The organism is Corynebacterium sp. ACRPZ, from assembly GCF_022346205.1.
Lineage (GTDB): Bacteria > Actinomycetota > Actinomycetes > Mycobacteriales > Mycobacteriaceae > Corynebacterium > Corynebacterium lehmanniae.
In genome coordinates, this window is the sequence record NZ_JAKRMR010000011.1 from 77,323 (window position 1) to 90,335 (window position 13,013).

Annotated in this window: 15 protein-coding genes; 11 read left to right on the top strand and 4 right to left on the bottom strand. The window is 65.7% G+C overall.

Going from position 1 to position 13,013, the window contains the following annotated elements:
- Positions 1–14: 14 nt before the first annotated feature.
- The gene (locus MHX64_RS08645) at positions 15–185 is read left to right on the top strand and encodes a DUF4236 domain-containing protein (RefSeq protein ID WP_141764919.1); all 171 of its coding nucleotides are present in this window, start codon (positions 15–17) and stop codon (positions 183–185) included.
- Here MHX64_RS08645 and MHX64_RS08650 read toward each other — a convergent pair.
- Positions 164–1,045, bottom strand: coding sequence for an A/G-specific adenine glycosylase (locus tag MHX64_RS08650; RefSeq protein WP_239357134.1), 882 nt, complete (start codon positions 1,043–1,045; stop codon positions 164–166). The genes MHX64_RS08645 and MHX64_RS08650 overlap by 22 nt on opposite strands.
- Between MHX64_RS08650 and MHX64_RS08655 the strand changes: the two genes are divergently transcribed.
- Both MHX64_RS08655 and MHX64_RS08660 read left to right on the top strand, forming a co-directional pair.
- On the top strand, positions 1,044–1,664 hold the full coding sequence (locus MHX64_RS08655) for a carbonic anhydrase (RefSeq protein WP_239357136.1): 621 nt from the start codon (positions 1,044–1,046) through the stop codon (positions 1,662–1,664). The two genes, MHX64_RS08650 and MHX64_RS08655, sit on opposite strands and share 2 nt — an antisense overlap.
- A gap of 9 nt (positions 1,665–1,673) precedes the next feature.
- The gene (locus tag MHX64_RS08660) at positions 1,674–2,354 is read left to right on the top strand and encodes a hypothetical protein (protein WP_239357139.1); all 681 of its coding nucleotides are present in this window, start codon (positions 1,674–1,676) and stop codon (positions 2,352–2,354) included.
- Here MHX64_RS08660 and MHX64_RS08665 read toward each other — a convergent pair.
- The 3 genes from MHX64_RS08665 to MHX64_RS08675 form a co-directional block, all read right to left on the bottom strand.
- Entirely contained in the window at positions 2,347–3,687 is a 1,341-nt protein-coding gene (locus MHX64_RS08665; RefSeq protein ID WP_239357142.1) for a hypothetical protein, read from the bottom strand. The two genes, MHX64_RS08660 and MHX64_RS08665, sit on opposite strands and share 8 nt — an antisense overlap.
- Before the next feature lie 5 nt (positions 3,688–3,692).
- Entirely contained in the window at positions 3,693–5,045 is a 1,353-nt protein-coding gene (radA, locus tag MHX64_RS08670; protein WP_239357145.1) for a DNA repair protein RadA, read from the bottom strand.
- 89 nt (positions 5,046–5,134) lie between these two features.
- Positions 5,135–5,680 carry a hypothetical protein gene (locus MHX64_RS08675; RefSeq protein ID WP_239357172.1) on the bottom strand — a complete coding sequence of 182 codons (546 nt, stop codon included), beginning with the start codon at positions 5,678–5,680 and terminating at the stop codon, positions 5,135–5,137.
- Positions 5,681–5,847: 167 nt separating this feature from the next.
- Here MHX64_RS08675 and MHX64_RS08680 point away from each other — a divergent pair, with 167 nt between their 5' ends.
- The 8 genes from MHX64_RS08680 (at position 5,848) to cysS (ending at position 13,010) form a co-directional block, all read left to right on the top strand.
- Complete coding sequence (locus tag MHX64_RS08680) at positions 5,848–6,438, top strand: CarD family transcriptional regulator (protein ID WP_181889064.1); 591 nt, start codon at positions 5,848–5,850, stop codon at positions 6,436–6,438.
- A gap of 1 nt (position 6,439) precedes the next feature.
- Positions 6,440–7,117: a 2-C-methyl-D-erythritol 4-phosphate cytidylyltransferase gene (ispD, locus tag MHX64_RS08685; RefSeq protein ID WP_239357148.1), complete on the top strand. Its 678-nt coding sequence runs from the start codon at positions 6,440–6,442 to the stop codon at positions 7,115–7,117.
- Positions 7,118–7,271: 154 nt separating this feature from the next.
- On the top strand, positions 7,272–8,747 hold the full coding sequence (locus tag MHX64_RS08690; RefSeq protein ID WP_239357150.1) for an HNH endonuclease signature motif containing protein: 1,476 nt from the start codon (positions 7,272–7,274) through the stop codon (positions 8,745–8,747).
- The gene (ispF, locus tag MHX64_RS08695) at positions 8,744–9,229 is read left to right on the top strand and encodes a 2-C-methyl-D-erythritol 2,4-cyclodiphosphate synthase (RefSeq protein WP_181889061.1); all 486 of its coding nucleotides are present in this window, start codon (positions 8,744–8,746) and stop codon (positions 9,227–9,229) included. Before MHX64_RS08690 ends, ispF begins: the two co-directional genes overlap by 4 nt.
- A gap of 62 nt (positions 9,230–9,291) precedes the next feature.
- Positions 9,292–10,545, top strand: a complete 1,254-nt coding sequence (locus MHX64_RS08700; protein ID WP_239357152.1) for a hypothetical protein — start codon at positions 9,292–9,294, stop codon at positions 10,543–10,545.
- A gap of 9 nt (positions 10,546–10,554) precedes the next feature.
- Positions 10,555–11,115: a hypothetical protein gene (locus MHX64_RS08705; protein ID WP_181889059.1), complete on the top strand. Its 561-nt coding sequence runs from the start codon at positions 10,555–10,557 to the stop codon at positions 11,113–11,115.
- Positions 11,116–11,673, top strand: a complete 558-nt coding sequence (locus MHX64_RS08710) for a hypothetical protein (protein WP_239306377.1) — start codon at positions 11,116–11,118, stop codon at positions 11,671–11,673. It abuts the gene before it with no gap.
- Between the two features lie 11 nt (positions 11,674–11,684).
- A complete protein-coding gene (cysS, locus tag MHX64_RS08715) occupies positions 11,685–13,010 on the top strand; it encodes a cysteine--tRNA ligase (protein ID WP_239357154.1) in 1,326 nt (441 codons plus the stop codon).
- Positions 13,011–13,013 lie beyond the last annotated feature (3 nt).

Consider the following 13,013-nt stretch of genomic DNA (forward strand, 5'->3'; position numbering starts at 1 on the left):
GTAAGCTCCCCTCCATGGGAATTCAGTACCGCAAGCGACAAAAGATCAGCGACGGCAGCTGGCTCAACTACTCCAAGTCCGGCGTGTCCGCATCACGGAAGATCGGGCCGGTCACCTTCAACTCCCGCGGCGGCGTGTACGTGAAGCTACCCGGTGGGCTGCACTACCGCGGCAGGTGGAAGTAGCCCTTCTCGTCCTGCTCAGCTAAACCGTCTTCGAGAAGGGAAAATAGCGCGCGGGAAAGCTGTGCGGGGTCGTGCCAGAGGGCGTCGATAAGCTTTTGCTCAACGGGGCTTTCAGACTCGCGCAACAGCCGCATGATCTTGCCGCGCACTTGGCGGTCGGTGCCAACAAACTTCTGAGTTCGCTTCTTCACCTCGGCCTCAGGCTTGCCGGCTGCGAGCCACGCGCACTCAGAACTCACCGGGCACTTTTCGCATTTCGGCGCCCGCGCGGTGCACACGAGCGCGCCGAGCTCCATCAGGCCCACCGAAAACTCGGGGCCACGCTGCTCCGGCAACAGCGCCGCCACCTGCTCGATTTCCTTTTTGCCGGGCGCCCCGAGTGCGTCGCCGCGCTCCACGCGCGCCACCACGCGCCGCACGTTCGTGTCCACAACCGGCACGTTCTTGCCGTACGCGAAGCACGCCACGGCCCGCGCGGTGTAGTCGCCGATGCCGGGGAGAGCCAGCAGCTTATCGACGTCCTCCGGCACCTCGCCGCCATGCTCATCCACGATGACCTGCGCACATTCCTTCAGGCGCAGGGCCCGGCGCGGGTAGCCCAGGCTGCCCCAGGCCCGCAGGATCTCGTCCGTGCCAGCCTGCGCGAACGCCGCCGGGGTGGGCCATCGTTCCATCCATTCCTGCCAGATGGGGGCGACCCGCTCGACCTGAGTTTGGTGGCTCATCACCTCACTGAGCAGCACGCCCCAGGGAGAAGTACCCGCCACACGCCACGGCAGCTCGCGGGCGTTGGCTCGGTACCAGTCGATGATCTTGTTTGGGCGCAGTTTCGTCACAATGCGTGCAACAATAGTGGGCATGACTGACGTAACCGATCTCCAGGCCGCCGCCACACCCCGCGAGGTGTGGGAGCTGCTGAAAGCCGGCAACGAGCGTTTCGCCACCGGCAACACCGCGGACCCGCGCCGCGACCCAGCCACCCGCCAGCAGCTCACCTCCGGCCAGAACCCGGCGGTGTGCGTGGTGGGCTGCTCGGACTCCCGCGTGCCCATTGAGCTGCTTTTCGACGCCGGCTTCGGCGACATCTTCGTCATCCGCACCGCCGGCGGCTGCGTGGACTCCGCCGTATCCGCGTCCGTGGAGTACGCCGTGGACGGCCTCGGGGTGGACCTCGTGCTCTTCCTCGCCCACGAGAAGTGCGGCGCTGTGGGCGCCGCGGTGTCCGCGCTCGAGTCCGGTGACATCCCTCCGGGGCTGACGCGCGTGTTCGTGGAGAAGATTTCGCCGGCCGTGGCGGAGGCGAAAACCCGCGGCGAACAGGTGGAGCAGGCGCACGCCCGCAACGGCGCAGAGCACCTGGTGGCGCGCATCCCAGCCGTCATTTCTGGGCTGGAGCACAAGACGGTCGGTGTGGTCGGTGCGCGTTACCGCCTGTCCGACGGCCGTGTCGAGACCACCTACGAAAACTTCGGCGATTAAGTTATAGGCATGTCGAACCAGCGCCCACTGCCTCCAGAGATTTACATGCGCCGCCGCGTGGCGGCACTCGTCATCCTGCTGGTGGTTGTGGCGCTTTTGGTGTGGGGCCTGTCCGCGTTCGCCCGCAGCGGAAAGACGGACGAGACGGAAACCACCCCCGAAACCGTGGCGGAAGCCCCGTCCACCACCCTGGCCACCGAGCCGACGGTGCAGCTTTCCGAGGAGAGCACGACACCGACATCCTCGGAGGCACCCACCCAACCGACCGAGGAAACCGCCGCCGCCCCGGTGAAGAAGGGCAGCTGCGAGCTGGCTGACCTGCAAATCCACGCGTCCAGCAACCAGCCCTCGTATGCGGTTGGGGTCCAGCCGGTGTTCTACATGGAGGTGGAAAACCCCACCGACACCGACTGCGTAATCAACCTGGACGACGACCTGCTGCGCTTCGAGGTCTACGACATGGCCACCAACGACCGCATCTGGTCTGACACCGACTGCTACCCGCCGGTGGCGGCAGGCAACGTCGAGTTCGCGCCGGGCGAGAAGCGCCGTTGGGAGGCCCGCTGGTCCGCCACTGCATCGCAGCCGGGACAGTGCGACAATCGCCCGGAAGTGAAGGCCGGCTCCTACTTCCTGCACGGCGTGATCGGGGACAATGCCTCCGACGCCAGCCCCTTCAACATCACCTAAGCCGCTCGAGCGCCTGCGAATACGCGGGCGATCCCGAGAACACCCCAAAGTCGCGCAGGTAGTTAACGGCCCACCCCATCGCCTCGGCATCGCAGGCTTCGCGCGCCCGCTGGTGCACGGACTCAAACACCATCGCGGATTCCTCGAAGCGCCCGCAGCAAAACAGGGACACTGCATTGTCGCAGAGCGTAAACAGGGTCTCTTTCGGGTTATTTGTTTTCGCCGCGACCGGCAGCGCCCACGACGACAGGTCCACCGCTTCCTCCGCCCGCTGCGTCTTCTGCAGCGCGGTGACCACGTTGCCGACGTACTGAGAACCCAGACCATCCGACGCGCCGCTTCCCGCGTACTCGGAAAACGCAACTTCAAGACGATCTCGTGCAGACGGCCAGAGCTGACCGAACCCGGGATCCGCCGCGGAGGCGACCCACTGCGCCACCGCCGACGCCCCCTGCAGACGCCACCACGGCGAACCGTGCCCAGCGTCCACGATGTCCTGGGTAGGGGAGACCAGGTACAGCGCCGCGTCGAACTCGTCGGCGTTCAGCAGCCTGCGCATCACCAGCGAATACCGGCGCAGGGCGGTGTCAGGCTCTTTGCCGGCCGTGTCCAGCAGCAGGCAGGCCGCGGCGTCGCGCATCGCGCCCAAGTCCATGTAGTTCGCGGCCTTCACCAGCGCGAGATCTATCTCTTCCATGCCGGGGCACATCCGCTCCGGCAGCTGCGACAGCGCGTCCAGAAACGCCAGGGTGTCCAGGGGACGCCGCGCCTCGTCGGCAAGCAGCGCGAGCTGGAACAGCACCACGTAGTCCAGCGACGGGTGGAACGCCACCGCCCCGGCCGCGTCGAAGATCTGGCGGGCCTGCTCCGTGCCCAGGTCCAGGTCCTGCAGCACCATCACCTGCTCCACCAGCTGGTCCGGCTCCGGCAGGTGCGTCTCGACGGGGGCCGTCAACGAAAACACCACCGTGTCCGCGAAATCCGCCAGGTTGAGGCAAGACTCCTCCACCCGCTTGTACCGTCCCCCGAACGCCTTCGCCAGCGACGCCACCTGCGGGTCCGTGCCCGGCCAGCGCGGGGAGGTGAACCGCACGAGCGGATATTCCCCCAGCCCCGCCTCGGCCGCGACCGCGAAGAATTCCCCGAGGGCGCCCATCGCCTCCACCGGATGCTCGATGAACGGCTCCGTGCCGGAGACCAGGCCCAACGCCTGGTCGTGCAGCCCTCCCCGCAAAAGAAACGTCGCCGTCTCAATTACTGCAACAACATGGTTTGAATCTGCCGTGTGTTCGCGGAGCACGTGAATAGCCCGCTGAATTTCCCCCTCATTCATGGGGTCTACTGTAGCAAGGACAGCGCCTCCGCGAGGGTGGAGACGGGGCGGACCGTCAGGCCGTCGATAGACAGCTTCTCACCGGCAGGCACGATCGCGCCGGTGTAGCCCATGCGCGCCGCTTCTTGGAGGCGCCGGCCGAGGTTGGGCACGCGCCTGATCTCTCCCGCCAGCCCCACCTCGCCCACAACCACCGTTTTCGCAGGCAGTGGCTTCTCGTGCAAGCTCGACCAAGTGGCAAGCGCGACCGCGAGGTCCGTGGCTGTTTCCGTGATCTTCACCCCGCCGACGGTGGCCACGTACGCGTCCTTGTCGTTCGTGCGCTCCCCGCAGCGCGCCTGCAGCACCGCCAGCACCATGGGCACACGGTTGAAATCCAGGCCGGTGACCACGCGCCGCGGGCTCTTATTCACCGGGTCCACGGTTAGCGCCTGCACCTCGGCGAGGATGGGGCGCACGCCGTCCATCGCCACCGTCACCGCCGAGCCATCCGGCGTTTGCCCGCGGTGCGACAGGAACAGCCCCGACGGGTCCGGCACCTCCCGGATGCCGCCGGAGGTCTGCTCGAAGCAGCCGACCTCGTCGGTGGCGCCGAAGCGGTTCTTAATGCCCCGGAGCATTCTTAGCGACGACTGCCTGTCCCCCTCAAAGTTCAACACCACGTCCACCAGGTGCTCCAGCACGCGCGGGCCGGCGACGTTGCCGTCCTTGGTCACGTGCCCCACCAGCAGCACCGGGATATTCGTGGTCTTGGCCAGCGTGGTCAGCGCCGCCGTGACCGCGCGGGACTGGGCCACGCCGCCCGCCACACCTTCGACGCCGGCGGCGTGCATGGTCTGCACAGAATCCACGATCAGCAGCGAGGGCTTCAGCTGCTCAACGTGGCCGAACACCACGTCCAGGTTGGACTCGGCGGCAAGATACAACGTGTCCACAAGCGCCTCCGTGCGCTCGGCGCGGGCGCGGACCTGGCCCGCAGACTCCTCCGCCGTGACGTAGAGCGCCTTGCGCCCCTGCTTCGCCCACCGCGACGCCACCTCCAGCAAAAGGGTGGACTTGCCCACGCCGGGCTCGCCAGCCATCAGCACGACAGAGCCGGGCACCACGCCGGAGCCGAGCACGCGGTCCAGCTCCAGGATGCCGGACTTCACCGTCTTCGTCGCCGCGGCCTCGACCTTCGTGATCGGGCTCGCGGGGGCGGACGGCGTCAGCGAGGACGTCTTCACCGGGCCCGAAGCAACCGGCGCCTCCTCTTGGAGCGTGCCCCAAGACCCGCACTCGGGGCAGCGGCCGAGCCACTTGGGGGAGGAGTAGCCGCACTCGGTGCAGGTGTGGATCACGCGGGGTTTCTTTGCCATGCGCCACACCGTATAACACGGCCCCGACACGGCGTTCGAACACGAAAAAACCGCTGGTCAAACCAGCGGCAAATTCTTTGAAAAGAGGCTTAAACCTCGCGGTCCACCTGGCCGGAAGCCAGCGTCGGTGCGGACACGGTCGCATCCACGTCCACCGAGCCGGTGTCGAACTTGAAGGTGACCGGGACGTTGCCGCCGTAGGCGAAGCCCTGGTTCACCAGGGAAGTGGCGGTGTACTCGATGCAGTTGTCGTTCTTGTCCTGCGGCATGCGCTCCAGGCCATCCTTGGAATCCGCAACCAGCGCGCAGTTGTAGGCGATAGCGGAGGTGCTGGAAACGGTCGCCGGCTTGCCGTCCACCTCGACGGACTTCAGGGTGTGGTCCTTCATGGAGGTGTCCTGGTTGGTGGCGGTGAACTTCAGGGCGGCCTGGCCGTCCTCTGCGAGCACCACGGTCACGTCGTGAACGGCGACGGAGCCGTCCTCGGTGGAGGCGCTAGCGCCGTCAACGGCCGCCACCTGGTTCGAGGTCTGGGTGATCTGGCCGGCGGAGCAGCCGACGAGGGCCAGGGTTGCGCAGCCAGCGACGGCGGCGGCAGCGACGCGCTTCAGGGACTTCACGGGGGTGTCCTCCATCATCAAACTCATTCGAGGGTTTTCTCCGCCTTACTCTAGCGTCTGCACAGTAAGTTTTCCCACTTGCTCCCCCTATTGGGCGAGCCGACCTTTGGTCGTCGATAAGCAAAATGCTCGGTGGTAGGGTGTTGGGGTCTGAACTTCGCCTAACGACGCAAGGAGCCGCAATGGAATTCAAGGTCGGAGAAGTGGTCGTGTACCCGCACCACGGAGCGGCCCGCATCGCCGACATCGAGCAGCGCGAGATGCGCGGGGAGACGCTCGATTACCTGGTGCTGCAGATTCTCCACTCGGACCTTGAAGTGCGCGTTCCGGTGAAGAACTCCGAGCTCGTCGGTGTGCGCGACGTGGTCAACGAGGAAGGCCTGCAGAAGGTGTTCTCCGTGCTGCGCGAGACCGACGTGGAGGAGGCGGGCAACTGGTCCCGCCGCTACAAGGCCAACCAGGAGCGCCTCGCGTCCGGTGACATCAATAAGGTGGCCGAGGTGGTCCGCGACCTCTGGCGCCGCGACCAGGGCAAGGGTCTTTCCGCAGGTGAGAAGCGCATGCTAGGCAAGGCGCGCCAGATTCTCGTCGGCGAGCTCGCGCTTGCGGAGCCGGTGGACGAGAAGAAGGTCGAGGAGATGGAAAAGCAGATCCAGGCCATCATCGACGCGCAGGTCAAGGCCGGTATTTCCGAGGATCCGGGCCAGGTCGACGACGATGACGAGGTGGATCTGGACGACCTCTCCTTCGACGACGAGGACGACGACAAGTAAATTGCGCCGCGAAACAGTGGCGGTCGTCGCCGCCGCCGGCCAGGGAACCCGGTTGGGCGCCGAGGTGCCCAAGGCGTACGTGGAGCTCGGCGGCCGCACGCTGCTCGAGCGCTCCGTGGCCACGATGTCCGAGGTAGTCGACCATGTCGTCGTGGTAGTCAGCCCGTCGATGGAAGCGCGCGCCCGCGAACTTCTCGCGGACTATACGGTCCAATTCGTGCACGGGGGCGCGGAGCGCGCGGACTCCATCTTCGCTGCGCTCAAAGCAATTACGCTTGACGACGCCTGCGTGGTCGTCCACGACGCCGCCCGCGCGTTAACCCCCGCCGCGATGGTCTCGCGCGTGGTCGACGCGGTGCTGGGTGGCGCTCCCGCCGTTGTGCCGGTGGTGCCGGTGGCGGACACGGTGAAGCGGGTATCGGGACAGACTATCGAAGCAACCCTGGACCGGTCCGCGTTGCGCGCCGCCCAGACGCCGCAGGGCTTTGACCTGCGGATGCTGCGCGAGGCGAACGAAAAGTACCTCGCCGAAACGCCTGCGTTTGTCGCCACCGACGACGCCTCGTTGATGGAGTGGTTCGGGGTGCCGGTGGTGTCCGTAGAGGGGGATCCCATGGCGTTCAAAATCACCACCCCGCTGGACCTGAAGCTCGCGGAAAGCGTGGTCGGCGCAGTCTAGGGCCCGTGTCGGGGTCGTTTGCTATAGGTATGCGTGGGGGATTCTCGCGTTTTTAGGCGTTCGAAAAAGTTGCCGAAAAAAGTTTTGAAAACCCTTGACTCTGGTTGCTGGTCGGCATTATGTTCGATATTAGTTTCGGGAAGGAGGGTGAGACATGAGCGGAACATTTGTCACAGAAAAGGACGGTTGTCCGGTCGCAGCTGCAGGCCAGGCGATGCGGGAAGCGGAGTTTGCAATCTTTCACCGGTACGCCAAACCGTTGGTGGAAGTAGAGGACTTCGAACTAGAGGCCTATTCCATCGCGATGGCAGTCGGCGAGAGCCAGAGTTGGGCTGAAAGCGGGATCCTCGGGTACTCGGTGCTGGCGGATCTGCCGAAGCTGTGTGCGCTGCAGGAGGAGACCCGCAGGTTGGATGTTCGGAGGTTGTCGGCCATCGAGTCCACGCTGAACCGTCTAAATGACCTGGCCACGCCAGACATTCTCGCGGACATGGATGAGTACCTGGTCAAGGTGTTCACGCCGAAGCGGGTGGGGGCGGAGTTGCCGTCGCCAAGCTCGCTGCGTCGCCGCCTGCGCGAGCGGATCCAGCGCATCGATTCCGACCTCGCGCCGAACCAAAAGAAGATCAAGGAGCGGAAGAAAGAAAAAGACATGCCGTTCGGCACCTGCCGGAGCCACTTCTACGGACAGGACGACGGCGACGCGGGGCTGAACGTCGAGGGCGATCCCGCCACGGTCGGCCTGATGGAGCGCTACACCGAACAAGTGGCGCGCGAGCACAAGCTCTCGCGGGACGACGCGATCAAGGCCATCCTCACCGGTGACATTCGCGCGACGCCCAAGGTCGTGCTCTACATGTTCACCTCGAAAACGCCGGGCAGCTCCTACTACATTCCCAACTTCGGCTGGACGGACGCCGACGGCACCGCCGCGGTGGAGCAGATGCTGGAGGACAACCCGCCCCACATCGTGGACCTGGACGAAGCCGAGCACGCCGAAACCGGGGCATACGTGCCCACCGCCGCCATCCGCGCGCTGGTGCAGGCCCGCGACGGGGTCTGCCTCTGGCCCGGCTGCAACGTGAAGGCCGAAAACTGCCAGCTGGACCACCGCATCCCGTACGACGAGGGCGGCAAGACCACCGCGTCCAACCTGTTCAGCCTGTGTGCACACCACCACAACATCAAAACCGATCGTCGCGTGTACTACGTGCCAGACCCTGTCACCGGCGAAATTGTGTGGCTGCACGCGGACGGCACCTTCCAGGTCTCGGCGCCGGAAGGGTTCATCACCGACTACCTGCAGCCGACGAACCCGAGATGGAAGACGACGCTGGAGAAACGCCGCCAGAAACGCAAGGACCGCGCCGAGTTCTACAACCGGTGTCACTCCGCGGTGGAGAAGTACGAAAACGACCTCGACTACGACGCATGCATGGCCACCATCCACGCCCTGGAGGACCGGTTCGGCATGACATTCGAGTACCCGCCGAAAAAGCAACCGGAGGACCCTTTGGATATCCTCGCCGCGCTGGAATGGCACTGGAGAGAAGTGGAGTGCGCGGAGATGCACGAGTACTACGCCATCCGCGACTATCCGCCGGACTCTGAAGTAGCGTCGTACCTATGACAAATCTTCGAGTAGGCACGGCGTTCGACGCCCACCAGATCCAACCCGGCAAGGAATGCTGGATCGCCGGCATCCTCCACGAAGGCCAGGACGGCTGCGAGGGCCACTCGGACGGCGACGTGGTCAGCCACGTCATCGTCGACGCCGTGTTGTCTGCCTCCGGCCTGGGCGACCTGGGCTCCTTCGTCGGTGTCGGCCGCCCGGAGTACGACGGGGTGAAAGGTATCCAGCTTCTGCAGGAGCTCAAAGAGCTTCTCGACGCCCACGGCCACAGCGTCGTCAACGTCTCCGCCCAACTGATCGGCCAGACCCCGAAGATGTCGCCGGTGCGCGAGGAGGCGGAACGGGTGCTCTCGGAGGCCCTCGGCGCCCCGGTGTCCGTCTCGGCGACGACTACGGACCACATGGGGTTCACCGGCAGCGGGGAGGGCCGCGCGGCCATTGCGACGGCGTTGGTGGAACGAAAGTTCCCTATTTCGTAACTAAAGTTCCCTACCAGAGGTTTTAGCTTCCGTTCAGAGAGTTTTCGGCTTATCGTGACCGCATGCGAAAAATACGTACAGCGCTCGCTGCGGTGCTTGGAACGGTCGCGGTGGCCCACGCCCCCATCGCGGCGGCGGTCCCGGCGATGCCGCAGGGGTACCCCATTGAGAACCTGGACACGGAGTGCAGCGCCGGTGTCACGCCCGAGTGGCGCTACGGCGAGACCGCCCGCCGCTACCTCGCGGACGGCACCCTCCAGTTCACCAACCGCACCGACCAGACCGTGCCCTACACGGCGACGGTGGAGACGGGCACGAACCGCAAGATTGAGGCCAACTCGAAGGCGGCCCTGCCCAGCGGCTGGGACACCACCGCGAAGGCCGACATCGGCCTGAAGGAGTCCAACGGCTGGATCGAGGGCGAGACCTTCGGCCCGATCGAGCTCGGCCCTGGCGAGTCCTTCCGGGTGGATTACGGCGTGCTGGAGAAGGACTTCATCTCCATGTTCGTCACCTGCGACAACGGCGTGCTGCGCAACGGCCCGGGCGCGAACGTCATCCGTGGCACCGGCCCGGCAGAGCGCTACGCGTTCGCGTACTTCATCAAGGCGGACGGCTCCGTGTCCAACCTGGCCATGGAGATCCCCGCCCGTGCTGAGGGCGCGAACTCGAAGCCTGCCGGCGACACGTACACCGCCACCTCTGGTCCGAGCTTGGAGAAGGTGGCGGGGGAACGGGACGCCGTCGTAAAGCCTGATGCTTCCTTCCGCCGCGACGACGAGTGGCCGAAGCTGAACGAGCCCGCTCGCGAGGGCGACAAGTCCTGGTACCCGCACGACATCGAGGCGGTGGCGCCGACCTTCCGCAAGCCGGGCTACTCGCAGGACTTTCTCAACTGGTCCAAGGGCGACTACACCTTCCGCCCGGTGACGGATTACGTCGTCGGCGCGGAGAACAACCAGTACCTCAACTGGATGGGCGAGGACGGTCGGCTGCCGGAAGGCTGGCTCACCTCTGTTGGTGCGGTCAAGCGCGCCTACATGCCGGTGAACACCCCGCTGAAGCCCATCGACCTGAAGCCGGGCGATCGCGTCCGCGTCGAGTACGGCACCACGATGACGCGCATCAACTACAGCGAAATCTCCGCCGGCCGCGACGGCAAGTACTCCCGCGTGGTCACGCACCCGCAGTCGGCGGCGCCGTCCGGTTTCTGGGCGGAAGCCACCGTGACCAGCAAGGACGGAACCAAGCAGGTCATCGACGTCACCCCGGACGAGTACCGCAACCTCCCCGTACCCACCCAAACCTACCTCTAAGGAATAACCATGAAACGCACCATTGCTCTGCTCACCACCGCCGCTGTTATCGCTCTCGCCCCGGCCGCCAACGCCCTGCCGCAGCGCACCTACGACGAGACGAACCCGACCACCATCGGCGACAAGTGCGCCAACCCGGGCGACCGCGGCCAGACCGTGGAGATCGTCCGCAGCTACTTCGACGGTTCCGCAGGCACCTGGACCGTGGCCAACTACAACGACGAGCCGCTGCCCGTGACCCGCTCGATCACCGAGACCAAGACCAAGACGTGGAACGTCACCGCGGGCCTGAGCTTCGACGTGGCCAAGCTGATCCAGTTCACCTTCTCCACCAGCTACACGAACGAGCAGTCCTACGAGGTCGGCGAGAAGGTCGGCCCGTACAACATCGCCCCGGGCAAGACCGCCGTGCTGCAGGCCGGCTGGATCGTCTCCGACTTCAAGGGCCAGGAGACCGTGTGCGGTGCAAACGGCACCTGGGAAGCTGCCGGCAACACGTTCACCGCGACGATGCCGAAGGAGCGTCACGTCCGCGTGAGCACCCGCGACAACATCGACTGGGGTGCGTAAATGAAACGGGTGATCCCTGCGCTGGCGGCAATGCTGCTGTTTGCTGCCCCCGCCAACGCGCAGTCCTACGATTTCGAGCTCCCGCAGCGCTGGAACGAGGACCTCGCCCCGGGCAGCCATTGCGCCACCCCGGGTCTCACCGACACCTACGTCGACGCGACCCGCCGCTGGTTCAAGCAGACCGACGCCGCGAGCGTGGGCAACGACACCGAAGGACCGGTGCCGGTGGAGCAGACCGTGAAGCAGAAGCGTGTGCAGACCCTGGAGGTTTCCGGCACCTTCACACCGAAGGGTGACCTGGTGAAGAACGTCTCCCGCGCGTACGGCTGGAACTACGTGCACCAGGCCACCTGGTCGCTGAACCAGGTGGTCGGCCCGTACACCCTCGATGCCGGAAAGCAGGGACGGCTGGTGTGGGGCTTCACCATGCTCGACGGCGACGCGCAGGACGTGAAGTGCAGCGCGGACCAGGTCTGGGAGCCGGTGGGTAAGCCGTACGAGTTCAGCGTTCCGGAGGCGCGCTACTCGGAGCTCAAGGTGGACGAGTCGTCTCTGTAGACTGCGGTGTTGTGAAGCAACGCATTTTCGACACCAAGACCCGCACACTGCGCGACTTCGAGCCGATTAGGCCCGGCCACGTCTCGATTTACCTGTGCGGCGCCACCCCGCAGGCCAAACCGCACATCGGGCACCTGCGCTCGGGTGTCGCGTTCGACATCGTCCGCCGCTGGTTTTTGGCCAACGACTACGATGTCGCGTTCGCGCGCAACGTCACGGACATCGACGACAAAATCCTGACCAAGGCGCGCGAGCACAACCGCCCCTGGTGGGAGTGGGTCTCCACGTACGAGCGCGAGTTCACCCGCGCGTACGACACCCTCGGAGTGCTGCCGCCCTCCGTGGAGCCGCGCGCGACCGGGCACGTCACCCAGATGGTCGACTACATGCAGCGGCTTATCGACGCAGGCTTCGCCTACACCCGCGAAGGCTCCGTCTACTTCGACGTGAACGCCTGGGTGAAAGCCGGCGGGGACTACGGCTCGATCTCCGGCAACAAGCTGGAGGATATGACTGGCGACGACCCGGACTTCGCCCTGTGGAAGGCCGCCAAACCGGGCGAGCCGAGCTGGCCCACCCCGTGGGGGCCGGGCCGCCCCGGCTGGCACCTCGAGTGCTCGGCAATGTCCACGTGGTACCTCGGCTCCGAGTTCGACATCCACGGCGGCGGGCTGGACCTGCAGTTCCCGCACCACGAGAACGAGCAGGCGCAGTCGCATGCGGCCGGCGACAATTTTGCGCGCTTCTGGATGCACAACCACTGGGTGACCATGGCGGGCGAAAAGATGTCGAAGTCGCTCGGCAACGTGCTGTCCATCGACGCGATGCTCGAGCAGGTACGCCCGGTTGAGCTGCGCTACTACCTGGGTTCGGCCCACTACCGCAGCGTGCTCGAGTACTCGCCGGAGGCGCTGCAGGAGGCGGCGGCTGGCTACCGGCGCATCGAGGAATTCGTCAAACGCGCCGGCATGCCCGAGCCCACGACCTGGACCGACGGGTTCGCCGAAGCGCTCAACGACGACTTCTCGGTGCCCAAGGCGCTCGCCGAGATCCACAACATGGTGCGCGAGGGCAATAAATCTTCTGATCCCGCGCCTATCGCAGCTCAGGTGCGTGCGATGGCAGCGGTGTTGGGTGTGGATCCGGGGGCGTGGCCGTCGTCGACAAGCAATAGCAACGCGCTCGATGTGCTGGTGCGCGCCGAGCTGGAGCGGCGCGCGGTCGCCCGCGCGGAGAAGGACTGGGCCACCGCCGACGAGGTGCGCGACAGGCTGGCCGCGGCCGGCATCGAGGTGACCGACACGGCCGACGGGCCGCAGTGGCAGGTGAAGGAGTAGATC

Excerpts from the sequence above, each read along its gene's own strand:
- MHX64_RS08645 (WP_141764919.1), top strand. The coding sequence starts at position 15 with ATGGGAATTCAGTACCGCAAGCGACAAAAGATCAGCGACGGCAGCTGG.
- MHX64_RS08655 (WP_239357136.1), top strand. The coding sequence starts at position 1,044 with ATGACTGACGTAACCGATCTCCAGGCCGCCGCCACACCCCGCGAGGTG.
- MHX64_RS08650 (WP_239357134.1), bottom strand. The coding sequence starts at position 1,045 with ATGCCCACTATTGTTGCACGCATTGTGACGAAACTGCGCCCAAACAAG.
- MHX64_RS08660 (WP_239357139.1), top strand. The coding sequence starts at position 1,674 with ATGTCGAACCAGCGCCCACTGCCTCCAGAGATTTACATGCGCCGCCGC.
- MHX64_RS08665 (WP_239357142.1), bottom strand. The coding sequence starts at position 3,687 with ATGAATGAGGGGGAAATTCAGCGGGCTATTCACGTGCTCCGCGAACAC.
- radA (WP_239357145.1), bottom strand. The coding sequence starts at position 5,045 with ATGGCAAAGAAACCCCGCGTGATCCACACCTGCACCGAGTGCGGCTAC.
- MHX64_RS08675 (WP_239357172.1), bottom strand. The coding sequence starts at position 5,680 with ATGGAGGACACCCCCGTGAAGTCCCTGAAGCGCGTCGCTGCCGCCGCC.
- MHX64_RS08680 (WP_181889064.1), top strand. The coding sequence starts at position 5,848 with ATGGAATTCAAGGTCGGAGAAGTGGTCGTGTACCCGCACCACGGAGCG.
- MHX64_RS08690 (WP_239357150.1), top strand. The coding sequence starts at position 7,272 with ATGAGCGGAACATTTGTCACAGAAAAGGACGGTTGTCCGGTCGCAGCT.
- ispF (WP_181889061.1), top strand. The coding sequence starts at position 8,744 with ATGACAAATCTTCGAGTAGGCACGGCGTTCGACGCCCACCAGATCCAA.
- MHX64_RS08700 (WP_239357152.1), top strand. The coding sequence starts at position 9,292 with ATGCGAAAAATACGTACAGCGCTCGCTGCGGTGCTTGGAACGGTCGCG.
- MHX64_RS08705 (WP_181889059.1), top strand. The coding sequence starts at position 10,555 with ATGAAACGCACCATTGCTCTGCTCACCACCGCCGCTGTTATCGCTCTC.
- MHX64_RS08710 (WP_239306377.1), top strand. The coding sequence starts at position 11,116 with ATGAAACGGGTGATCCCTGCGCTGGCGGCAATGCTGCTGTTTGCTGCC.